Genomic DNA, 26,596 nt, shown 5'->3' with positions numbered 1-26,596 from the left:
GTAATTAAAACTTATAAGATAATCCAATCCCAGGAATGTAAACATTGGTTTTAAAAGTACCCGAAAGGTTAGACTCTAAATTGGTTTGCTTTCTGCTTTCAATCCCTTCGTATAAAAAAGATAGATCTAAATTGAATTTTGAAGTAAAATTATATCCCAAACCGGCAGATAAAATAAGTCTATTTGCATCAGGAGCCTCGGGAGTTACATAACCGTCTTTCACGGGGGTAAAAGCATAACCAACCCCAGCTCTCAACGCCAATTTATCTGTTTGTTGTTGGTTGATACCTAGTTTCAATGATGCTCCATCACTATAATTTCTTGGTGATTTTGTATCAGCCACCCTCGCATTATTATCATAATCAAACTCTAGGTTTTTGTAAACACTCCAATGTACCCAATTTGCATCAAAAGCGATGGTGGTTTTTTGTGATGGATAAAATCCAAAACCTAAGGATGTAGTTGCTGGTAATGGCAGCGAAGAATTAAACTTAGTTGGGAAACCGGCTTGCAAAGCCGTTGGTACGTCAAACGTAGCATCTCCATTATTTAATTTAGTATCAACTTTAGATCGGTGAACAATACCTATGGTTACGCCAGATAAAGTTTTAAAATAAATACCTGCATTCCAGCCGTAACCCTCGCCAGAACCATCTAAAGTGGCTTTACTGTCGCTTCCATCTGGTTTGGTAATTGGGATCGCTCTTTGTAAATTTACGCTACCATGGTTGTAAACAAAGCCTGCGCCCAATCCAATATTGTCTGTAAGCTTAACGCTTATGGTTGGCTGTATATAAATTGCCTTTAGGTTTAAAGAAATCAAAGAATATTTTCCAGACCATTGGTTTCCCCAATTAACCAGGCCGCCAAATGGCGTGTAAGCACCAATCCCAAATTTAATTTTTCCAGATTTTGGACCAAAAACCGCATAAGCCTCAAAGGGAGGTGCAACCTCGTTTTTGTTATGCTCTACCTGGTTAGATCCAGCTTTCAAAAAAGCAGATTTAAACAATAAAGGGCTAACTCCTAAATTGATCTGATTTTCTTTAAGCATAACCATTGCGCCAGGATTAAAAAATAGGGTAGCGCCATCCATGGCTGTTCCGGCCCCTGCGCCAGCCATTCCTATTTGTTTTTGCCCTTGTAGGTTAACTTGAAAACCTTGTGCAAAAATGGTAGCCGGCATCGCAATGCAAGCTGCAAGCAGTAGTTTCTTTATCATAAATCTGTTATTTATTTAAAAATAATTGGTTAATTGGGATTTGCTATGCAAACATAATAAATCTGCCGCTAACATAATAATTCTATTTTATTATTAGCGAAAAATTTTGATCAATATTCTTTTGATGAAAAAGCTTAACGATACTTTTAAAAGAACACTCTATAAAACGCATCATTTTTTTGTGTGATTGTGTTCTAAAGCCTTTTGAAACAAGGTGCTTCAAAAAACATCAAAACATTTTAAAAATTATGTTTGTTTTTAGCGAATAAAACGTAATTTTGCACACTCATTTGAAAGGTCTTAAAAGCCTAATAAACAAGAGATTTTAAATAAAATACCATTAATATATGCCAAATATTGGAAAAATAGCCCAGATCATTGGTCCGGTTATCGACGTAAGCTTTGCAGCAGAAGGTGCAAAACTCCCAAAAATTTTTGACGCTTTAGAAATTACTAAAGAAAATGGACAAAAAATTATCGTAGAGGTACAACAACACCTGGGTGAAGATAGGGTAAGAGCTGTCGCCATGGATTCTACCGATGGATTAGTAAGGGGCATGGATGTGATTGATAGCGGTACGCCAATCAAAATGCCCGTTGGAGATGCTATCAAAGGACGTGTTTTCAATGTAGTTGGAGACGCTATTGATGGTTTAGAAAATGTAGATAATTCTAAAGGAAAATCTATCCATAATTTACCTCCCAAATTTGAAGATCTTTCTACAGAAAACGAGATCCTATTTACTGGTATTAAAGTTATCGATTTATTAGAACCTTATGCAAAAGGGGGTAAAATTGGGTTATTTGGTGGTGCCGGTGTTGGCAAAACCGTACTAATCCAAGAGCTGATCAATAATATCGCAAAAGCTTATGATGGCCTTTCTGTATTTGCTGGCGTAGGTGAACGTACCCGTGAAGGCAACGACCTTTTAAGGGAGATGATAGAAGCGGGAATTATCAAATATGGCGAGAAATTTAAGCATTCTATGGAAGAAGGTGGATGGGACTTAACCTCGATAGATAAGGAAGAATTAAAAGATTCAAAAGCGACATTCGTTTTCGGGCAAATGAATGAGCCTCCCGGTGCAAGGGCTCGTGTAGCTTTATCAGGATTAACAATTGCTGAATATTATAGAGACGGCGAAGCCGATGGTCAGGGAAAGGATATCCTTTTCTTTATAGATAACATTTTCCGTTTTACTCAAGCAGGTTCAGAGGTTTCGGCATTATTAGGCCGTATGCCCTCAGCAGTAGGTTACCAACCAACTTTGGCTACCGAGATGGGAACCATGCAAGAGCGTATTACTTCTACAAAAAGAGGCTCTATTACATCTGTACAAGCAGTATATGTGCCAGCAGATGATTTAACCGATCCGGCTCCTGCAACAACTTTTGCCCACTTAGATGCAACTACGGTGCTTTCTCGTAAAATTGCCGAATTGGGCATATATCCGGCAGTAGATCCCTTAGATTCTACTTCAAGGATCTTAACTCCGGTTGTAGTTGGCGATGAACATTATACTTGCGCACAAAACGTGAAAGAAATTTTACAGCGTTACAAAGAATTGCAAGACATCATCGCTATTTTAGGTATGGATGAGTTATCCGAAGAAGATAAATTGACCGTATCAAGAGCAAGAAGGGTTCAACGTTTCTTATCACAACCATTCCACGTTGCAGAACAGTTTACGGGCTTAAAAGGTGTATTGGTTGATATTAAAGACACCATCAAAGGTTTTAACATGATCATGGCCGGCGAAGTTGACGAATATCCAGAAGGTGCTTTCAACTTAGTAGGTAATATTGAAGAAGCCATAGAAAAAGGTAAAAAACTATTAGCCGAAGCAAACGCTTAAAAAGTTGAAAGTTATAGGTTTAAAGTGATAAGACAGAACTTTAAACCTATTACTTATCAATTATAACTTATAACTCGAACATGAATTTAGAAATTTTAACACCAGATAAGAAAGTTTTTGAAGGAGAGGTAACCTCTGTTACCGTCCCGGGTACGCAAGGATCTTTTGAGATTTTAAATAATCACGCTCCCATTATATCTATCTTAGATAACGGTAAGGTTATCGTTAGAAGTGCCGGTAAAGAACAAAAATTCTATACAAAAGGTGGGGTTGTAGAAGTGATCGATAATAAAGTTATTGTTTTAGCAGAGGGTGTAAAAGAAAAATAACCTTATCCTTTTAAAATATTTTAAACCAGCCCAAAAAGCTGGTTTTTTTATGAACCGTTTTTTTAGTTTTTTCGCTGCGCAAAGAATTTTAAGAAGAATTTCGAGGTTTATTATGTAAGCATAACAGAATATACCGAAAACCAAATCGTTGTTTAGTCTAAATAATTGGAAATATAAGCTTAAACAAAGAAAATTACTTAGAATTATATTTTGCGGTTAACAAAAAAATGAAATTATATTTTTTTTGAGATTTATTTTAGAAAGTATTGTATGCGTCAAATCGATACCCTATCTTGAGAATATCAAAAATTAAGATTAAATCAAAAATGCAAAACGTCATAATTATCATAATTAATAGCTTACTGCTGATTGGCAATAAGAAAGTGGCGTGTGTAAATTAAAATAAAAAGAAATTTCTAAACGCCTTCCCAACAAGAAGGCGTTTTTTATATAAAAGGTATTCGTTTTAGATGAAATTATCAAAAAGTAACATAATTTATATTGACGGTTCGTTTAAAAACGACGCTGAAAACAGTATGGACTATAAAAGCCAAACTACGCAGTATGGTTATGGTGCTTTTGAAGGATTAAGATCTTACACCACCGGTAACGGAACAAAGATATTTAAGGCAAAAGAGCATTTTGAAAGGCTAAAAAAATCTTGTGAAAAAATCAGCATCTCTTTTAATTGGGATACTCAAAGCTTAATTAAAGATGCCTATAAATTATTAGAGGAAAATAATTTACAAAACGCCTACATCAGGCCTTTTGTATTTACAGATGAGGGCATGGATATGGTAAGCGATACCAAATCTCATATTTTGATGATGGCATGGGAATGGGATAGTTTTTACGGTGGCGATCTTTTAAAAACCTGTATCTCTACTTATGAAAAAACAAACCCAAAAGCCGCACCGGTTGATGTTAAGATAACTGGGAACTATCTGAATTCTGTTTTAGCGATCACAGAAGCAAAAAGTAGAGGTTTTGATGAAGCAATCTTGTTGGATATGAACGGTTTTATCGCAGAATCAACCTCTGCAAATGTTTTTATAGAGAAAGATGGAGTGCTTTATACACCACAAAAAGGAAATATAATGGCTGGTATTACCCGTAAAACGGTAATTCAAATTGCAGAACAATTAGATATTGAAGTGATAGAAAAAAATATTACTACGGATGAATTTAAAAATGCAGATGCGGCCTTTCTTTGTGGAACAGCGGTAGAAATTATAGGTTTAAAATCAATTGATGATCATGGATACCCTTTGGCTTTCGCCGATAGTATTGGCTCTAGCATACAAAGGGTATATAAAAGTTTAGTGTTAGATAAATTAAGTTTTGAAGTCATTATATAAATGGAATTAAATAAATACAGTAAAACATTTACACAAGATAAAACCCAACCGGCAACACAGGCCATGTTGTATGGCTTGGGTTTAACCACAGAAGATCTATCAAAGGCACAAATTGGCATTGCAAGCATGGGTTACGATGGCAATACCTGCAATATGCACCTTAATGATTTGGCGGCAATCGCCAAAAAAGGTGTTTGGGGCCAAAATTTAGTCGGTTTAACATTTAATACCATCGGGATTAGTGATGGGCTTACCAACGGTACCACGGGGATGCGTTACTCTCTGGTCTCTCGAGATATAATCGCAGATTCCATAGAATCGGTTTGTGCAGCCCATTTTTATGATGGCGTTATCGCTTTGCCGGGTTGCGATAAAAATATGCCGGGTGCTATCATGGCAATGGGTCGTTTAAATCGCCCAAGCATCATGATCTACGGCGGAAGTATCCATCCCGGTCATTACAAAGGGGAAGAACTGAATATCGTTTCTGCTTTTGAAGCTTTAGGAAAAAAACTGGCAGGCAATATTTCTGATGAAGACTACCAAGGTGTGATAGAAAACGCTTGCCCGGGTGCAGGTGCATGCGGAGGGATGTACACTGCAAACACGATGGCATCAGCCATCGAGGCTATGGGAATGAGTTTGCCTTATAGTTCTTCATATCCCGCCTTGAGCGAGGAAAAGAAAAACGAGTGCTTGGAAGCAGGTAAATACATCAAGATATTACTGGAAAAAGACATCAAGCCCAAAGACATCATGACCAAAAAAGCATTTCATAATGCTTTGATCATAGTGATGGTTTTGGGAGGTTCTACCAATGCTGTTCTGCATTTAATTGCCATGGCAAAATCTGTTGGATTGAAATTAACTTTAAAAGATTTTCAAGACATCAGCGATAAAACACCAGTAATTGCAGATCTAAAACCGAGCGGCAAATATTTGATGGAAGATGTGCACAACATGGGGGGCATGCCTGCCATCATGAAATATTTATTGAAAAAAGGTTTGTTACATGGCGATTGTATCACCGTTACCGGGAAAACAATGGCAGAAAACGTTGCTGATGCAAAAGACTTGGATTTTGAAGCTCAAGATATTATTCGCCCATTAGAAAAACCGATCAAAGCAACCGGGCATTTACAAATGTTGTATGGCAATATTGCCACCTTAGGTGCGGTAGCTAAAATAAGCGGTAAAGAAGGAGAATCATTCAAAGGGCCGGCCCGTGTTTTTGATGGCGAATTTGAACTGATCGCGGGCATATCATCAGGGAAAGTTAAAGCTGGAGATGTGGTGGTAATTAAAAATGCAGGCCCCAAGGGCGCACCGGGAATGCCAGAAATGCTTAAACCAACTTCCGCTATTTATGGTGCAGGTTTAGGTGCTTCGGTAGCATTAATCACAGATGGACGCTTTTCTGGCGGAACGCATGGGTTTGTAGTAGGGCATATTACACCAGAAGCCGTAGAAGGTGGAAACATCGGTATTATCCAAGACAATGATTTGATTGAGATTAGCGCAATAACCAATACCATTAACTTAATGGTAAGCGATGATGAGATAGCAAAAAGGAGAGCAGCTTGGGTAAAACCAGAACCACCGGTAAAAAATGGGGTGCTTTATAAATATTATAAATTGGTTAAAAACGCAACTGAGGGTTGTGTTACGGATGAAGATTAAATTGTTTAACCATAGACATTTCGCAAATATGTAGGGAGAGCCACTTGGGCTATCAATATAATTGCGATAGGCAGCGTTAACGATAGCAGCGGCATCCCCGCCCGTAATTCGGGCAGGCTTTTTTGTCATCCTAATAATTGTCGCTCTGAGCCTTGTCACTCTGAGCCTTGTCACTCTGAGCGGAGTCGAAGAGGGAGTCGAAAAGGGAGTTGAGGGATAAGACAAAAAAGGTATATCCGCCAGTTGGCGGAGTGTTAAACGCCAAAATAAAAAGAAACAAACAAAAAAGTGATGGATACACTTGAATTAAAAGATAAACAAGCACAAGGATCAGTTAAAACCGAGGAACTATCAGGTTCTCAAATCTTATTAAAAGGACTGATTGAAGAAGGTGTGGACACCATTTTCGGTTATCCCGGAGGTGCCATTATGCCAATTTATGATGCGCTTTATGATTTCAAAAAAGAGCTGAACCATATTTTGGTACGCCATGAGCAAGGTGCAACCCATGCTGCCCAAGGTTATGCCCGTACATCAGGTAAAGTTGGGGTTGTTTTTGCAACCAGTGGCCCAGGGGCAACCAATTTAATTACCGGAATTGCCGATGCACAGATTGATAGTACACCATTGGTGTGCATTACTGGGCAAGTTTTCGCCTCACTTTTAGGCACCGATGCTTTCCAAGAAACAGATGTGATCAATATCACTACGCCTGTAACCAAATGGAATTACCAGGTAACGGATGCTTCTGAAATACCAGAAGTTTTGGCAAAGGCATTCTATATCGCTAAATCTGGCAGGCCGGGCCCTGTTTTGATTGATATTACCAAAAATGCGCAGATACAAAAAATAGAGACGGAAGCTTATCAGAAATGTGGACACATTAGAAGCTACCGCCCTTACCCAATTGTTCGCCAATCTTATGTGGAGCAAGCTGCAGCCTTGATCAACAGTGCCAAAAAACCTTTTATACTTTTTGGGCAAGGGGTGCTTTTGGGAAATGCAGAGCAAGAGTTTAAGGCATTTGTAGAAAAATCGGGTATCCCAGCTGCATGGACTATTTTAGGGGTTGGCGCAATCCCAACCGATCATCCTCTAAATGTTGGGATGTTGGGTATGCATGGCAATTATGGCCCAAATGTTTTAACCAACGATTGTGATGTGCTGATTGCCATTGGAATGCGTTTTGACGACCGCGTAACCGGCAGATTAGACAAATATGCTAAACAGGCAAAGGTGATCCATTTGGATATCGATCCTGCCGAAATTGATAAAAACGTAAAAGCTACCGTTCCTGTTTGGGGAGATTGCAAGGAGACCTTACCACTTTTGACGGCATTGATAGATGAAAAATCACATAACGAATGGTTGGCGAGATTTAGAGAATACACCCAAAAAGAAATTGACCAAGTAATTAATGCAGAATGTAACCCAACAAGTGGAGAATTAACCATGGGCGAGGTCATCAACCAATTAAACACCCTAACCAATGGCGATGCGATTATCGTTACAGATGTTGGGCAGCACCAGATGGTGGCTTGCCGATATGCGAAATTTAACCATACCAGAAGTAACATTACCAGTGGCGGTTTAGGTACCATGGGCTTTGCCCTTCCGGCAGCAATTGGTGCCAAATTTGGTGCGCCAAATAAAACCGTTGTTGCTGTAATTGGCGATGGTGGTTTCCAAATGACCATCCAAGAATTGGGCACCATTATGCAAAGCGGTATCGATGTGAAAATCATGATCTTGAACAACCAGTTTTTGGGCATGGTGCGCCAGTGGCAAGAATTATTTAACGAAAGAAGGTATTCTTTTGTGGACATTACCAGCCCAGATTTTGTTGCCGTTGCCAAGGGATATTACATTGAAGGGCAAAAAGTTTCTGAAAGGGAAAACTTGGTAGAAGCATTAAAAACAATGCTCAACCATAAAGGATCCTATCTTTTAGAAGTGATGGTAACCAAAGAAAATAATGTTTTCCCGATGGTGCCGCAAGGTTGTAGCGTAAGTGAAATCAGATTAAAATAAACCTTCAAATCACATAAAAATGGAATCAACAATAGAAAAGAAGGAATTTAACATCACGGTTTATACCGAAAACCAGATTGGTTTATTAAATAGAATCGCCATTATCTTTAGCAGGAGAAAGCTGAATGTGGAGAGTTTAAATACTTCCCCTTCTGAGGTAGAAAGTATCCACCGCTTCAATATCGTGATAACAGAAACCGAGGAGGTAGTAAAAAAAGTTGCCCGCCAGCTAGAGAAGCAAGTGGAGGTTTTAAAAGTTTATTTTAATACCAATGATGATGTGATTTGGCAAGAATTGGCACTTTATAAAGTACCAACAGATGTGATTGCAGAACATGTGAGCGTAGAACGTTTGCTTCGCGAATATGGCGCAAGAGCGGTTGTGATCCGTAAAGATTATACTGTTTTTGAAACAACTGGCCACCGTGAAGAAACAGATGCCTTGGTAAATGTATTGCAGCAATACGGCCTTATTGAATTTGTAAGGAGTGCCAGAGTAGCCATTATTAAAGATAGCGATGGTTTCCACGCAAAGCTTCGTGAATTTGAAAGATTGGAACCAGGAGAAGATGTAGTGGAGAACGAGTATTTGAACAAAGGGCAAAAAGTTTTTACCATGTAATTTTAGTCCATACACCAAGGACAATAAACTATTTAACAAAAAGAAAATGTCAAATTATTTCAACACATTACCATTAAGAGAAAAATTAAACCAATTGGGTGTTTGCGAATTTATGGATAGCAGCGAATTTGCCGATGGCGTAGATGCTTTAAAAGGCAAAAAATTGGTCATTATAGGTTGCGGTGCGCAAGGCTTAAACCAAGGTTTAAACTTACGTGATAGCGGATTGGACGTGAGCTACACTTTACGTAAAGAGGCAATCGATGGGAAAAGAGATTCTTGGAAAAACGCCACAGAAAACAATTTTAAGGTAGGTACCTATGAAGAATTGATCCCTTCTGCAGATATTTTGATCAACTTAACCCCAGATAAACAACATACCGCTGTTGTAAAAGCGGTAATGCCTTTGATGAAACAAGGAGCTACACTTTCTTACTCTCATGGTTTCAATATCGTAGAAGAAGGGATGCAAATCCGTAAGGATATTACCGTGATTATGGTAGCCCCAAAATGCCCGGGAAGTGAAGTAAGGGCAGAATATGTAAGAGGTTTTGGAGTACCAACATTAATTGCCGTTCACCCAGAGAACGACCCACAAGGAAAAGGATTAGCGCAAGCAAAAGCTTATGCCGTGGGTACAGGTGGGCATAAAGCGGGTGTTTTATTGTCTTCTTTTGTAGCAGAAGTAAAATCAGACTTAATGGGCGAGCAAACCATTCTTTGCGGTTTATTGCAAACGGGCTCTATCCTATCTTTCGATAAAATGATGGAGAAAGGGATTGATGCCGGTTATGCTTCAAAACTGGTTCAATATGGTGTGGAAGTAATTACCGAAGCCTTAAAACAAGGTGGTATTACTGCCATGATGGATAGATTGAGCAATCCTGCAAAGATCAAAGCTTTTGAAATTTCAGAAGAATTAAAAAACATCATGCGTCCGCTTTTCCAAAAGCATCAAGATGATATCATGAGCGGAGAATTTAGCAAGACCATGATGGAAGACTGGGCAAACGGAGATAAAAACCTATTAAAATGGAGAGCGGAAACCGGAGAAACCGCTTTTGAAAAAACCCCGGCCGGCGATGTAAAAATCAACGAGCAGGAGTATTTCGACAATTATACTTTGATGGTAGCTTTTGTAAGAGCAGGTGTGGAGCTGGCTTTTGAAACTATGGTACAGGCAGGCATCAAACCAGAATCTGCTTATTATGAGTCTTTACATGAAACCCCATTGATTGCCAACACCATTGCCCGTAAAAAATTATTCGAAATGAACCGTGTGATTTCTGATACGGCAGAATATGGTTGCTATTTATTTGACCAGGCTTGTAAACCTCTGTTAAAAGATTTCATGAAGAAAGTAGGCACCGATTTAGTAGGCAAAAACTTTAATGAAGGCAAAGATGGCGGCGTGGACAATAAAAAACTGATTGAAGTGAACGAGACAATCCGTACGCACCAGGTAGAAAAAGTAGGGGCAGTTTTGCGTAGGGCGATGACGGCCATGAAAGCGATTAAAACGGCTTAGGAGATTGTCACATTGAGCGGAGTCGAAATGTAGGCTTCGACTCCGCTCAGCCTGACAAATAAATAATAAAATGAAAAAATCTATTGTTCATATCCAAAATTTAAATCTCAAATACCAAAGCAATTTGGTGTTTGATGATTTGAGCTGGGCTATCCAAAACGGAGAGCAATGGGTTTTATATGGTGCAAGCGGAAGCGGAAAAACTTCTTTAGCCAAAGCAATTGCTGGTTTGTTAGAATATTCGGGAGAAATTTTAATCAATTTTGATGATAAAAGTAAACTACCCGCAAAGGTATTATTAGTGGATAGTTGGTATCAATTCAAAAATCTGGAAGGTGTTGCCAACTTCTATTACCAACAAAGATACACCAGTCAGCAGGCTAAGGAGACTTTAACCGTAAATGCTGAATTAATGTATTTTGGCAAAGAAAATCATTTGGCTTTCGCCGATGCTGAACCCATTTTGATCGCTTTAGGTTTTGAGCGGTTAAAAAATTCACAGTTGATCCAATTATCAAGCGGGGAACACAAGAAATTGCAATTGGTAAAGGCTTTATGGCTAAAACCTCAATTCTTGATCATCGACCAGCCCTATACAGGTTTGGATTCGGCCTCTCGTGAAAACCTAAACATTCTATTGGATGATGCAGCAACTGGTGGCGTTCAGTTGGTTTTAATATCAAATGACCAAGCATTGCCTTCTTGCATCAACCGCTTTGCAGAAATAAAAGATGGGAGATTGGCTATCGCAAATGAAGCTTTTAAAATATCGGCTTTGCCAAATGGAAGCTTGGGCGAAATTCCAAGGTTTTTAAGAGAAGCACCAAAATATTCGTCAGAGTTGATCGCCAAAATGGTTGATGTAAATATCAGCTATGGCGAAAAGCAAGTATTGAAGAATATCGATTGGGAAGTAAAAGCAGGCGAAAAATGGTTATTGCAAGGCCCAAACGGTTCTGGTAAATCAACATTATTGAGTTTGATTAACGGCGATCATCCACAATCTTATGCCAATAAAATCTATCTATTTGGCAACAGACGGGGAAGCGGCGAAAGCATTTGGGACATTAAACAGCATATAGGTTTGATATCGCCAGAATTTCATTGGTATTTTGATAATAACTCTACCGTTTGGGGAAGTATCGCTTCGGGCTTATATGATTCTTTGGGTTTATTTAAAACCTTACCCTATTCTAAAACCATTGAAGTTGATGAATTGATCAAATTTTTTGGCTTAACCGAAAACAAGAACGATCTATTTAACACGCTGCCTTTGGGGAAACAGCGCTTGGTTTTATTGGCCAGGACTATCATCAAAAATCCAGAATTATTGATTTTAGACGAACCTTGCCAAGGTTTAGATCATCAACAAACACAATATTTTAATCAATTAATTGATGAGCTGTGCACCAACGGAATAACAGTGATTTATGTTGGCCATTATGAATCGCAGCTTCCTTCTTGCTTAGAAAAAAGGATCTTTTTGGAAGAAGGCAAAGTTAAATTGATAGAAGAGATTAAAAAAGAAAAAGTGCAAGAGCACTTTGAATTGGTATTATAAAAACAAACAAAATCCTCCCAGTCTCTCCCTTACCAAAAGGAGAGGGGGCTGTGGGGTAAGGCTGATATGTTACACGACCCAAATAGAATTTACATTTTCGACACTACCTTACGTGATGGCGAACAAGTGCCAGGTTGCCAATTGACCACTTCTGAAAAGATAGAAATCGCTTTGCGACTGGAAACTTTGGGTGTTGATGTCCTTGAGGCGGGTTTTCCGGTATCAAGCCCCGGAGATTTTAACAGCGTGGTAGAACTTTCAAAAGCAATAAAACAACCTATCATTTGCGCTTTAACCAGGGCCAATAAAAAGGATATCGATGTTGCTGTTGATTCTTTAAAATACGCCAAAAGACCGCGTATCCATACTGGTATCGGCTCATCAGATATGCACATCAAATACAAATTTAACAGTACCCGTGAGGATATTTTACAACGTGGCGTTGATGCCGTAAAATATGCGAAGAAATTTGTTGAGGATATAGAGTTTTACGCAGAAGATGCCGGACGGGCAGATAATGCTTTTTTAGCGCAAATGGTTGAGGCCGTTATCGCTGCGGGTGCAACCGTGGTAAATATCCCAGATACAAACGGTTACTGCTTGCCAGATCAATATGGGGCAAAAATCAAATATTTAATGGATCACGTTCCCAATATCGATAAAGCCATTATCTCTGTTCATTGCCATAACGATTTAGGTTTGGCAACAGCAAATACCATAGCAGGTATCCAAAACGGTGCAAGGCAGGCAGAATGTACCATTAACGGAATTGGGGAAAGAGCAGGAAATACATCTTTGGAGGAAGTGGCAATGATCTTAAAAACCCATCAAGCCTTAAATAAGCACACCCAGATCAACTCCAAACATTTTTATGAATTGAGCGGAATGGTAAGCCGCATGATGCGTATGCCAGTGCAGCCAAACAAAGCCATTGTGGGTAAAAACGCATTTGCGCACAGTTCGGGCATCCACCAAGATGGGGTTTTAAAGCATCGTGAAAACTATGAAATCATCAATCCAGAAGATGTAGGAATAGACCAATCTGAGATTATTTTAACGGCCAGAAGCGGGCGGCATGCCTTAAAACACCATTTAGAAAGATTGGGTTACGTGTCAGAAAAAATCAATTTAGACGATGTTTACGAACGCTTTTTAGCTATTGCCGATTCTAAAAAAGAAATAAAAGACGATGACTTATTATCTTTGATGAGCGATGGCACAGAGCGCAATTACAAAGCAGGCGTAACCGTTAAGTTATTGCAGGTAATGTGCGGCGATCCATTGATCCCAACATCAATTATCAAATTGGATATTAACGGCAAAATGTTCGAGGCAACATCATCAGGTAATGGCCCGGTTGATGCCACCATTAAAGCCATCAACTCTATTTTAGAAAAAGAAATTTGTATCAAAGCATTCCATATTGATGCCATTGAAGGCGGAAGCGACGATGTGAGCAAAGTGAACATGAGGATCAAATATCTAGATAAGAATTATAACGGGTACGGTTTCAGTACGGATATTGTGCAGGCATCGGCCAATGCTTATCTGGATGCGGTAAACAAGTTTATATAAGTTTTTGTCATGATGAATTTATTTCAGCACCTCATAAATAAGGCTCAATAATATAATAAGATGCTGAAACGAGTTCGAAATGACCGAAAGGATGTGGTTAAGGAGAACAAGTTTATATAAGGTTTTGTCATGCTGAATTTATTTCAGCATCTCATAAATAAGGCTCAATAATATAATAAGATGCCGAAACGAGTTCGGCATGATTGAAAGGATGTGGGTAAGGAGAACAAGTTTATATAAGGTTTTGTCATGCTGAATTTATTTCAGCATCTCATAAATAAAGCTTAATAATATAATAAGATGCCAAAACGAGTTCGGCATGACCGAAAGGATTGAAAGAAATATAATGATTAGGGCGTTCCCCGCTAGCTGGCGGAGTGTTAAAACGCCAAAAAAAATTAAACAATTATGTTATCATGTAGGGATAATCCTCGGATTATCCGTTAATGACAGAAAAGAATAAAAACAAAATAAGATGAGCAAAACATTATTTGACAAGGTGTGGGACGGCCATGTAGTCCGCAAGATTGAAGGAGGGCCAGATGTGCTTTTTATCGATCGTCATTTGATACACGAAGTAACCAGTCCGGTGGCATTTTTGGGATTGAAAAGTCGTGGAATCAAGGTTTTATATCCAGAGCGTACCTTCGCAACGGCAGATCATAATACCCCAACAATCAACCAGCACTTACCGGTTGAAGACCCGCTTTCTGCAAACCAGTTGAAAGCTTTGGAGAGCAACAGTAACGAATACGGCATTTCGCACTGGGGATTGGGGCATCAAAAAAACGGAATTGTGCATGTAGTAGGGCCAGAGTACGGAATTACACAACCGGGCGCAACCATTGTTTGTGGCGATTCGCACACTTCTACCCACGGAGCTTTCGGGGCAATTGCTTTTGGTATAGGGACATCTGAAGTGGAGATGGTTTTGGCTACCCAATGTATCATGCAACCTAAACCACAAAAAATGAGGATCAATATTACTGGTTCTTTGGGTTATGGTGTTACGCCGAAAGATGTGGCTTTGTTCATTATTTCCCAACTGACAACTTCTGGTGCCACGGGTTATTTTGTTGAATATGCAGGAAAAGTTTTTGAAGAGATGACGATGGAAGGCCGTATGACGGTTTGTAATTTGTCTATCGAGATGGGTGCCCGTGGCGGGATGATTGCCCCGGATGAGACCACCATCAATTATGTAAAAGGAAGGGAATTTTCCCCGTCAGCTGACGGGGAGGCTTGGGATAAAGCTTTAGCTTATTATAAAACTTTAAAAACCGATGATGATGCAGTTTTTGATAAGGAATATACTTTTGATGGTTCGCTGATTGAGCCAATGATTACCTATGGTACCAACCCGGGAATGGGAATAGGAATTTCTAAAGATATCCCTGATGCAGGTTCTGTAGAGGGTGGCGTAAGCACTTATGAAAAATCCTTAAACTACATGGGTTTCCATGAGGGTGACCATATGATTGGCAAACCGATTGACTATGTGTTCATAGGCAGTTGTACCAACGGAAGGATTGAAGATTTTAGGGCTTTTGCATCTATTGTAAAAGGTCGTAAAAAAGCGGATAATGTAACTGCATGGTTGGTACCGGGTTCACACATTGTTGAAGCAAAAATTAAGGAAGAAGGTTTATTGGATATTTTTACGGAGGCAGGTTTTGTGTTGCGCCAGCCGGGCTGTTCTGCTTGTTTGGCCATGAATGATGATAAAATCCCTGCTGGTAAATATGCGGTGAGCACCTCTAACAGAAACTTTGAAGGAAGACAAGGTCCAGGTTCAAGAACTTTATTGGCAAGCCCGCTTGTGGCAGCAGCTGCAGCAGTTACCGGAAAAGTAACCGATCCGAGGGAATTACTTTAAGCCGAAGGCGGAAAGCAAAAAGCTTAAAGCACCTTGCAAAGCTTTTAGCCTTTAGCTTTAGGCTTTTAGCGATTAACACATTTAACAAGATAATAATGGCATACGATAAATTTACAATATTAAAAAGTACAGCGGTTCCACTTCCTATCGAGAATGTGGATACCGACCAGATCATCCCAGCCCGTTTCTTAAAAGCAACGGAACGTGTAGGTTTTGGAGATAATTTATTTAGAGATTGGAGATACAATACGGACGGTACTCCTAAAACCGATTTTGTATTGAACAACCCAACCTATAAAGGTAAAATCCTTTTGGGAGGTAAAAACTTTGGTTCAGGTTCATCAAGGGAACATGCTGCCTGGGCAATTTATGATTACGGTTTTAGAGCCGTGGTTTCTAGTTTCTTTGCTGATATATTTAGAGGGAATTGCTTAAATATCGGGGTTTTGCCGGTACAGATCAGTCCTGCTTTTTTAGAGAATATCTTTACCGAGGTTCATAAAAACCCTGAAACGGAAATTGAAATAGATTTAAAGGCACAAACCATTACCCTTTTGGCCACTGGTGAAAAAGAAAGTTTTGACATTAGCTCGTATAAAAAAGACAATATGATGAACGGTTTTGACGATATTGATTATCTGCAGAACATGAAATCAGAAATACAGGAATTTGCGGCGCAACTTCCGATTTAATATTCATTTAAAGCGCTCATTGGATGAAAAGGAAAATAGAAATTATGGATACAACGCTAAGGGATGGCGAACAAACCTCGGGTGTTTCATTTTCTGTTTCTGAGAAAAAAACCATTTCTCAGTTGTTGCTTGAAGAGTTAAAAGTTGATCGGATAGAGATTGCTTCGGCAAGAGTATCTGAAGGCGAGCTAGAAGCCGTGAAGGCCGTAAGTAAATGGGCAGCAAAAAGCGGCTATCTAGAAAAAGTTGAAGTTTTGACTTTTGTGGACCATGGAGTTTCTATTGATTGGATGCTACGGGCTGGCGTGAAGGTTCAAAATTTACTGACAAAAGGCTCGCTCAATCATTTAAAACATCAATTAAAGAAATCCCCAGAGCAGCATTTTGATGAAATCAGTAATGTTATTGAATTGGCGGTTAAAAAGGGTATCAAAACCAATGTTTATTTAGAAGATTGGAGCAACGGGATGCGCAACTCGCCATCCTATGTTTTTCAATACCTCGATTTTTTAGTTACCCAGCCCATAGAAAGGATTTTGTTGCCAGATACCTTGGGTGTTTTAACCCCTGATGAAACATACATTTTCTTAAAAGACATCAAGGCTAAATATCCAAATACGCATTTCGATTTTCATGCCCATAACGATTATGATTTAGGAACCGCAAATGCTTTAGAGGCCGTAAAAGCAGGCGTTGATGGCCTGCATTTAACCGTGAACGGCATGGGAGAAAGAGCGGGAAATGCCCCGATGGCTAGCGTAATTGCCGTTATCAATGATTTTTTGCCTGATGTAGAAATTGGATTAAAAGAATCTTCTATTTATAAGGTGAGCAAATTGGTAGAGACTTTTTCTGGCGTTCGCATCCCTGCAAATAAACCTATTGTTGGAGAAAACGTGTTTACGCAAACTGCCGGCATACATGCAGATGGCGACAATAAGAAGAATCTTTATTTTAACGATTTATTGCCCGAGCGTTTCGGAAGAAAGCGTACTTATGCCTTGGGGAAAACATCTGGCAAAGCTAACATCGAAAAGAATTTACAGGAATTGGGCTTAAAGCTGAATGATGCAGACCTCAAGAAAGTTACCCAACGGGTGATCGAATTGGGCGATTTGAAAGAAACGGTAACGCAGGACGATTTACCGTATATCATTTCTGATGTTTTGGCCAGCCATGCCTATCAAGACAAAATAAAGGTAGAATCTTATGTGCTGTCCCATTCAAAAGGTTTACGCCCTTCTGCCACCATCGCCATCAAAATCAATGGAGAAATATTTGAGGAACACGCCCAAGGCGATGGACAGTTTGATGCTTTTATGCTGGCATTAAGCTCCTTATACAAATCGCAAGGTAAAACACTTCCCGCTTTAATTGATTATGTGGTTCACATTGCGCCAGGAAGTAGTTCTGATGCTTTGTGCGAAACAATAATTACATGGAAAACAGAGGAAAAAACTTTTACCACCCGTGGTTTAGATTCTGACCAAACCGTTTGCGCCATTAAAGCTACTGAGAAGATGCTGAATATTATGGAGAGTAAGAGCCAAGAATTAAGAGTAGAGAAGCAAGATGCCTCGCAGAATCAAGAAGTAAGACAATTATATAACGATAAAATAAAAATTTAAGAGAAAAAGTAACAAACCTGCAAAGTTCTTTATACTCGATACTCAATACTAAAAAGAATGAAACTAAACATTGCCCTGCTTGCAGGAGACGGAATTGGACCAGAAGTAATTGCACAAGCGGTTAAAGTTTGTGATGCCATTGCGGTAAAATATAAACATGAAATCAACTGGACTTCGGCATTAACTGGTGCTTGCGCCATTGATGATTGCGGCGAACCTTATCCGGATAGTACCCATGAAGTTTGCTTAGCTGCAGATGCGGTACTTTTTGGAGCCATCGGTCACCCAAAATATGATAACGACCCAAAGGCAAAAGTAAGACCTGAACAAGGATTATTGAAGATGCGCCAGAAGCTGGGCTTATTTGCCAACGTTCGGCCTACTTTTACTTTCCCCTCTTTAATCGATAACTCTCCATTAAAAAGAGAAAGGATAGAAGGTACAGATTTAATCATTTTACGTGAATTAACAGGAGGCATCTATTTTGGTGAAAGAGGTAGAAAAGACGATGGAAATACCGCTTTTGATACCTGTACTTATACCCGGGCAGAAATTCAGCGTTTGGCTAAATTAGGTTTTGAATTGGCCATGACACGTAGCAAGAGATTATGCTGTGTGGATAAAGCCAATGTGTTGGAAAGTTCCCGTTTATGGCGTGAAACCGTACAAGATATGGAAAAGGATTATCCAGAAGTAACCGTTGCTTATGAATTTGTTGATGCCGTAGCCATGCGTTTGGTGCAATGGCCAAATTCTTATGATGTATTGATTACCGAAAACCTATTTGGAGATATTTTAACTGATGAGGCTTCCGTAATTTCAGGTTCTATGGGCTTGATGCCCTCTGCTTCTAAAGGTTTACATACCTCTTTATATGAACCAATCCATGGTTCTTACCCGCAAGCAGCAGGAAAAGATATTGCGAATCCATTGGCAACAGTTTTATCAGCGGCAATGATGTTAGAAGATGCTTTTGGCCTACAAGCAGAAGCGGATGCAATTCGCGAAGTGGTCAACAAATCTTTGGCTGATGGAATTGTAACTGAAGATTTATCAGGAAAAAACAAAGCTTACGGAACCAACGCAGTTGGCGATTGGTTGGCCAAGAATATTTAAGAAACTAATACCAACCAACCTAAATCAAGAAAGGCCGGCGATGAATAATCGTCGGTTTTTTTAAAATGCGTCCGAGCAGAGTCTCCTTTTTAGGGACTTGCTGCGTTTCGCCCAAGCAGAGTCTCCTTTTTAGGGACTCTGCTTGGGCAAGACCCAGCTATGACTTTAAGTCTCCTTTTTAGGGACTCTGCGTTTGGGCAACGCAAGGTTCTCTTCGAGAGACCTCGCTATGACTTTAGGGGCTCTGCGCTAAAGAATCTCTACTAATTTACTATACATTCTCAAAACCCCATTCAAATTCCTTAGATTTGCTATTCAAAAAAAAACGGTTTAAGGATTGAATTTTTACCTCATCTATTTTCTGGTTGCTATTGCTATTTTTGGCTTTATTGCCACCTTTTCTTTGGTGAGCGTTTATGCCGAGCGGAAGATTTCTGCATTTATCCAAGATCGTTTAGGGCCAATGGAAGTTGGAAAATACGGTTGGCTACAAACCGCTGCTGATATTTTGAAACTTATCCAAAAAGAATACATTGTTCCGGCTTTGGCGGATAAAGTGCTGTTTACCATTGCGCCTGTCATTATTTTTGTGGCTGTTTATTTGGGTTTTGTAGCCTTGCCTTGGGCGCCAAGTTTGGTGCCTGCCAGTATGAATATTGGGGTTTTCTATGTTTTTGCCATTATTTCTGTAGAAGCAGTGGGAATTTTAATGGCAGGTTGGGGTTCTAATAACAAGTATAGTTTGTTGGGTGCGGTAAGATCGGTGGCGCAAATGGTTTCTTATGAAATCCCGATTGGTTTTGTCATTATTTCTGCAGTGATGATTTCCCAATCGTTAGATTTACAAGTCATCAATTATAACCAAGGTATTTTAGCAACTCAAGAGATTAAATTTTTAGGCTTTTTAAACGTTAACCATATTGGTGGTGTTTTGGCTTGGAATGTTTTTAAAGCCCCGCATTTATTGGTGGCCTATGTTATTTATTTTATAGCTTCCTTGGCAGAATGTAACCGAGCACCTTTTGATTTACCAGAAGCAGAAAGTGAGTTGATCGGTGGTTTCCACACAGAATATACAGGTTTACGTTTCGCATTTATATTTTTGGCAGAATATGCGATGATGTTTTTAGTGGCCATGTTGGGCGTTACTTTATTTTTGGGAGGATGGAACACACCTTTACCAAATATTGGGAGTTTGCATTTGGCCGATTATACCACAGGAACTTTTTGGGGTATTTTTTGGGTAATGGCAAAATGTTTATTGGTGGTTGCGGCACAAATGTGGATCAGGTGGACTTTGCCACGTTTACGTGTAGATCAATTGATGACGCTTTGCTGGAAGGTTTTAACACCATTGGCTTTTGCCTGCTTGGTTGTTTCTGGTTTGTGGAGATTGATTTTATTGTCAGCCTGAGCGGAGTCGAAGGCTATCCGCTGAGGACGCAGAGCTCACAGAGTTGGAAGGCAAGTTGGTTAATGACTAAATTTTTAAAACGTTTGAAAGGTGGGTTAACGATTGAAGTGGCTACTTTTTTTCGTCATTCTGAGCATTGTCACTCAGAGTATTGTCACTCTGAGCGGAGTCGAAGAGGGAGTCGAAGAATAGGGCAAAAAGATATATGCGCCAGTTGGCGGAGTGTTAAAACCCCAAATAATTAAACAAAATACATGATCAAAGAAGCTTTTAACGGATTACGTACTGCATGGAAGGGTTTGGCGCTTACGCTGAAACATTTTGGTGCTGCCTCAGAATCTAAAAAAGTGAAGGGAATAAACGAGGCTAATTATTTTGGGCAACAAGCAGGAATTGCCACGGTCCAATATCCGCATCAGAAATTACCGGTACCAGAGGTTGGGCGTTACCAATTAGATGTGGTGATCGATGATTGTATTGTTTGTGATCTTTGTGCGAAGATTTGCCCGGTTGATTGTATTGATATTGAGAGTATTAAGGCTACTGATGTGATCGGGAAAACTTCAGATGGATCGGTAAAACGTTTGTATGCACCAAAGTTTGATATTGATATGGCGAAATGTATGTATTGCGGTTTATGCACCACGGTTTGCCCAACAGAATGTATCATCATGACGGCAGAATACGATAAAAGCGTTACTCACATCTCTGATCTGAACTATAAATTTGCCAGCATGACGGATGCCGAAGCTGCCCAAAAACGTTTGGAACTAGAGCAACAATTGGCAGAGAGACAAGCCGCTAAGGCAGCTGCCTTAAAGAAAATGGAAGAGGATAAATAATGGGAATTGAGCAAGTCATATTTTATGTTTTAGCTTTTATTGCATTGGCAAGCGGTGCTTATGTGGTATTGAGCAGGCATTTGGTGCGCTCTGTTTTTATGTTTTTTGTGACCTTATTTTCTGTTGCAGGATTGTATGTTTTTGCCTTGGCAGATTTTGTAGCTTTAACACAAGTGGTAATTTACGTTGGTGGCGTTTTGGTGTTGTTACTATTTGCATTTTTACTTTCATCTAAAGAATCTTTAGAAGGAATGGAAAAAATACCATCTGGTTTATTATCTGCAAATAGATTACCCGCAGCTTTAATTGCTATAGCTTTTATGTTTTTGTTGGGATATGTTTTATTTCAAATCGATTTTGAAAATTTAGATTGGATAACATCGGCGAAAGCAAATGGAAACATGATTTTAGTTTCGGACAATACGATAAGAAATATAGGTATCAATTTAATGAGCAAATATTTGTTGCCTTTAGAAATGATTTCTATTTTATTAATGATGGTTTTGGTTGGGGCGGCAAACATTGCAAGGAGGCAGCCAAAGGTGTGATAGATTATACGTTAAACATTTTTAGTAAATTTGATTAAGAAAAGATAATTATGAAAACGTTAAACATAGCCATTTCAGATATTGAGTACAATAAATTTGGATTAAAAGACGAAAAAATATCTTTTTCTGATTTATTAGAAATAATAAGTAGGGAACTTAATAAGCAAAATTTAAGCAAAAGTGTTGAATTAGCTGAAAAGTACGGTTTGTCAAATATGAGTATGGAAGAAATTAGTAGTGAAGTTAGAGCAGTAAGATATAATGCAAAAAGTAATAATTGATACTAATGTGTTAGTTTCTGCTTTGATTCAAAAAAGTTATCCTAATTTAATTATGAATAATTTATTCATTGAGAACAAGTTTAATCTTTGTGTTTCAGATGAATTGGTAGAAGAATATTATGAAGTATTAGCCAGACCAAAATTCTCTAAGTTTATTGAATTCTATAATAGAGCAGACATTATTCTTACAGAAATTCTATCACAAGCTAAATTCTACACTCCTAATATAAAATTGAATTTGATTAAAGATGAAAAAGACAATATGATTTTAGAACTAGCAGATGCTTGCGAGGCAGATTATATTATCACGGGGAATAGTAACGATTTTACCTTTTCTCATTACAAAAAAACCTTGATTGTTACACCTAAGCAATATTGGGATAACTATCAACCATGATTCCACTCCAACATTTCCTTTTCATAAGTGCAGCCTTATTTTCTTTGGGATTATTTGCGGTGATTACCCGTAAAAATGCAATCCAAATTTTAATGGGTATAGAATTGATGATCAATGCTTCAATTTTGAATATGGTGGCTTTTGGCAAGTATGATAAAATTGATAACACAGGCCAGGTTTTTGGCTTGTTCATTATTGTTTTGGCCGCCGCTGCGGTTGCGGTTGCTTTGGTCATCATCATGAATTTATATAAAAGGGTAAAAACCATAAACCCTGATAAAGCAAACACTTTAAGAGGCTAAATGGAACAAATATTTACCTCAAACCAGCTTTTTAATATTGCAATTTTGGCAATCACAGCCCCATTTTTGGCATTTATTTTTTCATTGATATTTAAAAAACTGGCGGCTGCATTTGGGATCATCTCTATTGGCATTTCCCTTATCTCATCCATTATCCTGTTCCTCCATCTTTGGAAAAAGCATACTTTACACTATTCATTTCAATGGATAAACATCGGAAACGTAAAAATTGATGTCGGTATTTTATTGAACGATTTAAGCGTGATCATGCTTTTACTAATTACGCTAATCGCACTTTTGGTCCATATTTATTCTGTAGAATATATCAGAAACGACAAGCTCAAGTATCGCTATTTTGCTTATCTAAGTTTATTCTGCTTTGCCATGGTGTGTGTGGTAATGGCTGATAATCTTTTTATTTTATATGCTTTTTGGGAGCTGGTTGGTTTCTCTTCTTATTTGCTGATCGGTTTTTGGTTTACTAAAGAAAAAGCTGTGCAGGCCAATAAAAAAGCCATGATCATGAACAGGATAGGAGATATAGGTTTCCTTATCGGGATTATGATCATGGTTTCACAATTCCACACTTTAGATATTGATACGCTTTTTGGTTCGGGCAGTTTAATAGATTCTTCTTTTGTGAAAAATGGGTTGTGGGTTTCGCCTTTCGCTACCATGCCAGAATATTGGTTAAGTATTGCAGGGTTCTGTTTCTTTTCGGGTGCAATCGCAAAATCGGCACAATTTCCATTACATACTTGGTTGCCCGATGCCATGGAAGGCCCAACCGCTGTTTCTTCATTGATCCATGCTGCAACAATGGTAGCTGCAGGGGTTTTTCTTTTATTAAGGATTTCTCCTTTGTTTAACGATGTGGTATTAGTAAGCATAGCAACAATAGGTTTGTTTACCGCATTTATGGCCGCAACTATTGCGCTCACACAAAACGATATTAAAAAGGTATTGGCTTTTTCTACCATTTCCCAATTGGGGTTTATGGTTTTAGCGGTTGGTGTGCAAGATAATGCGGCGGCAATTTTTCATCTCATTACCCATGCTTTTTTTAAGTGTTTGTTGTTTTTGGGGGCCGGGATCGTTATCCATCAATTACATCACATTAAAGAAAAACATTCGCTTGATTTTGATGAACAGAATATGGATAATATGGGCGGTTTAAGAAAGTTGATGCCTGTTACAGGAATGGTATTTTTTATCGCGGCCATGGCACTTTCTGGTTTGCCTTTTACTTCTGGCTACTTATCTAAAGATGCAATTTTAGTGAGCGTGTTTGAGTGGGCAGATTTGCGGGGCGGCATTTATTGGTTATTTCCATTGATGATTTCCATCACTTCTTGGCTAACCACTTTCTATATTTTTAGAGTGGTTTACAAGGTGTTTTTTGGGGATTTTAGGTTGCCTAAAATTTTTAATAAAGCCAAGGAAGAATTGCATATCCACGATCCAAATCTATGGATGACGATTCCGGTGATTGTTTTAGCTGTTTTCTGTTTCGGGGTATTTTTTGCTTACAATCCGTTAAATTTAGATAGTTCTTGGGTATATCATGGTTTTAATTTGCAGCAACATAATGAAGGTTTGTTCCATTTAATGGTGCCACTTTATATTAATGTGATGAGTTTGGCCCTGATTTTTTTGGCACATTTGATCTATGCAAAACAAAAAATCGCTATCAATTTTCAAGCTACTTGGTTTTATAAACTATCTTATAATCAATGGTATTTTAATTCTTTTTACGATGTTTTTTTGATGAGAATTGTATTATGGAAAGCAAAATATTTCTATTGGTTTGATAGAAAAATTATTGATGGAACGGTACATTTATCAAGCGATATCATCCTTAAATTCTCTAAAATTGCCAATTGGCTGGACAGAAATATCATTGATGGGCTGGTAAATGGCGTGGCTTTTTTAGTGGGCAGATTAGGGATTTGGTTGCGAGGAATGCAAAGCGGTAAATTGCAACATTATTTTATTTGGATGTTGCTCTTGTTTTTAACTTTCATGATTTTTAAAATAGTGATTTAATGGGCGTATTATCCATACTCATATTTCTTCCTTTGGTTTTTGGTATTATCATTTTACTGATGCCAAAATCTACTTCCGCCTATTTTAAATATTTGGCGGTGGTGGTTTCTTTAGCGCAATTGATCATTGCTTCTTGGCTTTATTATCAATTTAAAACAGGCGTTTCTTTTGCCGGGGTAAATAACTTGGCACAATACCAATGGGTAGAAAAACTAGATTGGATCCGTTTAGATGTAGGTTCTTTTGGTGTTTTGCAGATCGATTATTTACTAGGTGTGGATGGTTTTTCTATCGGGTTAATTTGGCTCTCGGCTTTAGTGATGCTCATTGCCGTATTATCATCATGGGAAATAAAAACAAATCTCAAAGGATATTTTGCCCTTTTTCTATTGTTAGATACTGCAATAATTGGTGTTTTCTGTTCTTTAGATCTATTTCTTTTCTACATTTTTTACGAGTTGATGCTGTTGCCTTTATATTTCTTGATTGGGATGTGGGGTGGCGTTCGTAGAGAATATGCAGCCATAAAATTCTTTCTCTACACATTATTTGGGTCTATATTTATGTTATTGGTAATCGCGGGTTTATACCTTTCGGTTACCGATCCAACAACAGGAAACCATACTTTCAATATGGTTTATGCCATGGATCCAGCAAATTATTCTGCAGGTTCAATTTTTTCTCGATTAGCAAATGCACAGATATTGGGTTTTTCTGCAAGGTATGTCGGCTTTATCATCGTTTTTATTGCTTTTGCGATAAAAGTTCCGGTTTTTCCTTTTCATACTTGGCTGCCCGATGCACACGTAGAAGCCCCAACTCCAATTTCTATAATCCTTGCGGGGATATTGTTAAAAGTTGGTGGTTATGGGATAATTAGAATCGCTTTTGGGATTTTCCCCGATGTTGCAGCTTCATTATCATGGTGGGTTGGATTATTGGGCGTTATTTCTATAATTTATGGTGCAATGAATGCTTTAGCACAAAGAGATTTAAAAAGATTGATAGCTTATTCTTCCGTTTCTCACATGGGTTTTGTGCTTTTAGGAATTGCTTCTTTAACTGCCGAAGGGTTAAACGGAGCCATGATGCAAATGATTTCCCACGGATTTTTATCAGTAATGCTATTCTTTATTGTCGGTGTGATTTATAACCGAGTGCATGATAGAGATATTTATAATTTTAGAGGATTGGCAAATCAAATGCCCAAATTCACAGGTTTTGTGATGATTGCTTTTTTTGCTTCCTTAGGTTTGCCAGGGTTCTCTGCCTTCATTGCCGAAGCTTTTACTTTAATAGGTGCATTTAGTTCGCAAGCAATAAATGGTTTATTACCAAGATGGATGGCCATGGTAGCCGCTTTTGGGATTTTATTAGGTTCAGCTTACTTATTATGGACATTGCAAAGAATGTTCTTTGGAACATTGCGATTAAAAAAGGAAGAATGGAAAGCACAATTGAAAGATTTGAATTGGAGAGAAATCATCACACTTACACCGCTTGCGGCATTGGCTTTAATTCTAGGGGTTATGCCATCATTAGCCTTTAATGTGATGAGCAGTTCTGTAAATCAGTTTTTAATGTTGTTTAAATGATGTTTTAATAAAAAATCATTTTGGTCTTTTATTAGGGTTTAATTTGTTGTGAAAACAAGCTATAATTTTAACTGAATGTTTTTCCTCAGATAAGATG

Annotated in this window: 22 protein-coding genes; 21 read left to right on the top strand and 1 reads right to left on the bottom strand. The window is 38.5% G+C overall.

All coding sequences use genetic code 11. The features are described from left to right. Positions 1 to 4: 4 nt before the first annotated feature. Positions 5 to 1,222, bottom strand: coding sequence for an OmpP1/FadL family transporter (locus I5M32_RS07655; RefSeq protein ID WP_234461893.1), 1,218 nt, complete (start codon positions 1,220 to 1,222; stop codon positions 5 to 7). A 347-nt stretch (positions 1,223 to 1,569) separates the two neighbouring features. On the opposite strand from I5M32_RS07655, the gene atpD reads away from it, so the two are divergent. The 21 genes from atpD to I5M32_RS07550 all read left to right on the top strand — a co-directional run bounded on the left by atpD (position 1,570) and on the right by I5M32_RS07550 (position 26,499). Beyond that, a complete protein-coding gene (atpD, locus tag I5M32_RS07650; RefSeq protein ID WP_200585611.1) occupies positions 1,570 to 3,078 on the top strand; it encodes a F0F1 ATP synthase subunit beta in 1,509 nt (502 codons plus the stop codon). An 80-nt stretch (positions 3,079 to 3,158) separates the two neighbouring features. Next, the gene (gene atpC / locus I5M32_RS07645; protein ID WP_200585610.1) at positions 3,159 to 3,407 is read left to right on the top strand and encodes an ATP synthase F1 subunit epsilon; all 249 of its coding nucleotides are present in this window, start codon (positions 3,159 to 3,161) and stop codon (positions 3,405 to 3,407) included. A gap of 470 nt (positions 3,408 to 3,877) precedes the next feature. Then, positions 3,878 to 4,765 carry an aminotransferase class IV gene (locus tag I5M32_RS07640; RefSeq protein WP_200585609.1) on the top strand — a complete coding sequence of 296 codons (888 nt, stop codon included), beginning with the start codon at positions 3,878 to 3,880 and terminating at the stop codon, positions 4,763 to 4,765. Beyond that, positions 4,766 to 6,445 carry a dihydroxy-acid dehydratase gene (ilvD, locus tag I5M32_RS07635; RefSeq protein ID WP_200585608.1) on the top strand — a complete coding sequence of 560 codons (1,680 nt, stop codon included), beginning with the start codon at positions 4,766 to 4,768 and terminating at the stop codon, positions 6,443 to 6,445. It abuts the gene before it with no gap. Between the two features lie 291 nt (positions 6,446 to 6,736). Next, positions 6,737 to 8,476, top strand: coding sequence for a biosynthetic-type acetolactate synthase large subunit (ilvB, locus tag I5M32_RS07630; RefSeq protein WP_200585607.1), 1,740 nt, complete (start codon positions 6,737 to 6,739; stop codon positions 8,474 to 8,476). 19 nt (positions 8,477 to 8,495) lie between these two features. Further along, entirely contained in the window at positions 8,496 to 9,098 is a 603-nt protein-coding gene (ilvN, locus tag I5M32_RS07625; protein ID WP_200585606.1) for an acetolactate synthase small subunit, read from the top strand. A gap of 46 nt (positions 9,099 to 9,144) precedes the next feature. Further along, positions 9,145 to 10,626, top strand: coding sequence for a ketol-acid reductoisomerase (gene ilvC, locus I5M32_RS07620; protein WP_200585605.1), 1,482 nt, complete (start codon positions 9,145 to 9,147; stop codon positions 10,624 to 10,626). A gap of 70 nt (positions 10,627 to 10,696) precedes the next feature. Beyond that, positions 10,697 to 12,187: an ATP-binding cassette domain-containing protein gene (locus I5M32_RS07615; RefSeq protein ID WP_200585604.1), complete on the top strand. Its 1,491-nt coding sequence runs from the start codon at positions 10,697 to 10,699 to the stop codon at positions 12,185 to 12,187. 66 nt (positions 12,188 to 12,253) lie between these two features. After that, the gene (locus I5M32_RS07610) at positions 12,254 to 13,762 is read left to right on the top strand and encodes a 2-isopropylmalate synthase (protein ID WP_200585603.1); all 1,509 of its coding nucleotides are present in this window, start codon (positions 12,254 to 12,256) and stop codon (positions 13,760 to 13,762) included. Between the two features lie 475 nt (positions 13,763 to 14,237). Then, positions 14,238 to 15,638, top strand: coding sequence for a 3-isopropylmalate dehydratase large subunit (gene leuC / locus I5M32_RS07605; protein ID WP_200585602.1), 1,401 nt, complete (start codon positions 14,238 to 14,240; stop codon positions 15,636 to 15,638). Positions 15,639 to 15,733: 95 nt separating this feature from the next. After that, positions 15,734 to 16,330: a 3-isopropylmalate dehydratase small subunit gene (gene leuD, locus I5M32_RS07600; protein WP_200585601.1), complete on the top strand. Its 597-nt coding sequence runs from the start codon at positions 15,734 to 15,736 to the stop codon at positions 16,328 to 16,330. Positions 16,331 to 16,353: 23 nt separating this feature from the next. Then, a complete protein-coding gene (locus tag I5M32_RS07595; RefSeq protein WP_200585600.1) occupies positions 16,354 to 17,958 on the top strand; it encodes an alpha-isopropylmalate synthase regulatory domain-containing protein in 1,605 nt (534 codons plus the stop codon). Positions 17,959 to 18,015: 57 nt separating this feature from the next. Next, positions 18,016 to 19,074 carry a 3-isopropylmalate dehydrogenase gene (leuB, locus tag I5M32_RS07590; RefSeq protein WP_200585599.1) on the top strand — a complete coding sequence of 353 codons (1,059 nt, stop codon included), beginning with the start codon at positions 18,016 to 18,018 and terminating at the stop codon, positions 19,072 to 19,074. A gap of 337 nt (positions 19,075 to 19,411) precedes the next feature. After that, positions 19,412 to 20,488, top strand: coding sequence for a complex I subunit 1/NuoH family protein (locus tag I5M32_RS07585; protein ID WP_200585598.1), 1,077 nt, complete (start codon positions 19,412 to 19,414; stop codon positions 20,486 to 20,488). A 254-nt stretch (positions 20,489 to 20,742) separates the two neighbouring features. Beyond that, a complete protein-coding gene (locus I5M32_RS07580) occupies positions 20,743 to 21,330 on the top strand; it encodes a 4Fe-4S dicluster domain-containing protein (protein WP_200585597.1) in 588 nt (195 codons plus the stop codon). Beyond that, the gene (locus I5M32_RS07575) at positions 21,330 to 21,878 is read left to right on the top strand and encodes an NADH-quinone oxidoreductase subunit J family protein (RefSeq protein ID WP_200585596.1); all 549 of its coding nucleotides are present in this window, start codon (positions 21,330 to 21,332) and stop codon (positions 21,876 to 21,878) included. The genes I5M32_RS07580 and I5M32_RS07575 overlap by 1 nt, the downstream gene beginning before the upstream one ends. Positions 21,879 to 21,928: 50 nt before the next feature. Beyond that, positions 21,929 to 22,159 (top strand): hypothetical protein, encoded by a 231-nt coding sequence (locus I5M32_RS07570; RefSeq protein WP_200585595.1) that lies wholly within the window; start codon positions 21,929 to 21,931, stop codon positions 22,157 to 22,159. Then, positions 22,140 to 22,556, top strand: a complete 417-nt coding sequence (locus I5M32_RS07565) for a putative toxin-antitoxin system toxin component, PIN family (protein WP_200585594.1) — start codon at positions 22,140 to 22,142, stop codon at positions 22,554 to 22,556. The genes I5M32_RS07570 and I5M32_RS07565 overlap by 20 nt, the downstream gene beginning before the upstream one ends. Continuing rightward, the gene (gene nuoK / locus I5M32_RS07560) at positions 22,553 to 22,858 is read left to right on the top strand and encodes an NADH-quinone oxidoreductase subunit NuoK (protein ID WP_200585593.1); all 306 of its coding nucleotides are present in this window, start codon (positions 22,553 to 22,555) and stop codon (positions 22,856 to 22,858) included. Before I5M32_RS07565 ends, nuoK begins: the two co-directional genes overlap by 4 nt. Beyond that, the gene (nuoL, locus tag I5M32_RS07555) at positions 22,859 to 24,904 is read left to right on the top strand and encodes an NADH-quinone oxidoreductase subunit L (RefSeq protein WP_200585592.1); all 2,046 of its coding nucleotides are present in this window, start codon (positions 22,859 to 22,861) and stop codon (positions 24,902 to 24,904) included. Further along, entirely contained in the window at positions 24,904 to 26,499 is a 1,596-nt protein-coding gene (locus I5M32_RS07550; protein ID WP_200585591.1) for a complex I subunit 4 family protein, read from the top strand. The genes nuoL and I5M32_RS07550 overlap by 1 nt, the downstream gene beginning before the upstream one ends. Positions 26,500 to 26,596: the final 97 nt, after the last annotated feature.

The organism is Pedobacter segetis (assembly GCF_016623585.1).
GTDB lineage: Bacteria > Bacteroidota > Bacteroidia > Sphingobacteriales > Sphingobacteriaceae > Pseudopedobacter > Pseudopedobacter segetis.
The sequence above is the reverse complement of the archived record's forward strand: the minus strand, read 5'-3'. Positions and strand labels throughout refer to the sequence as shown.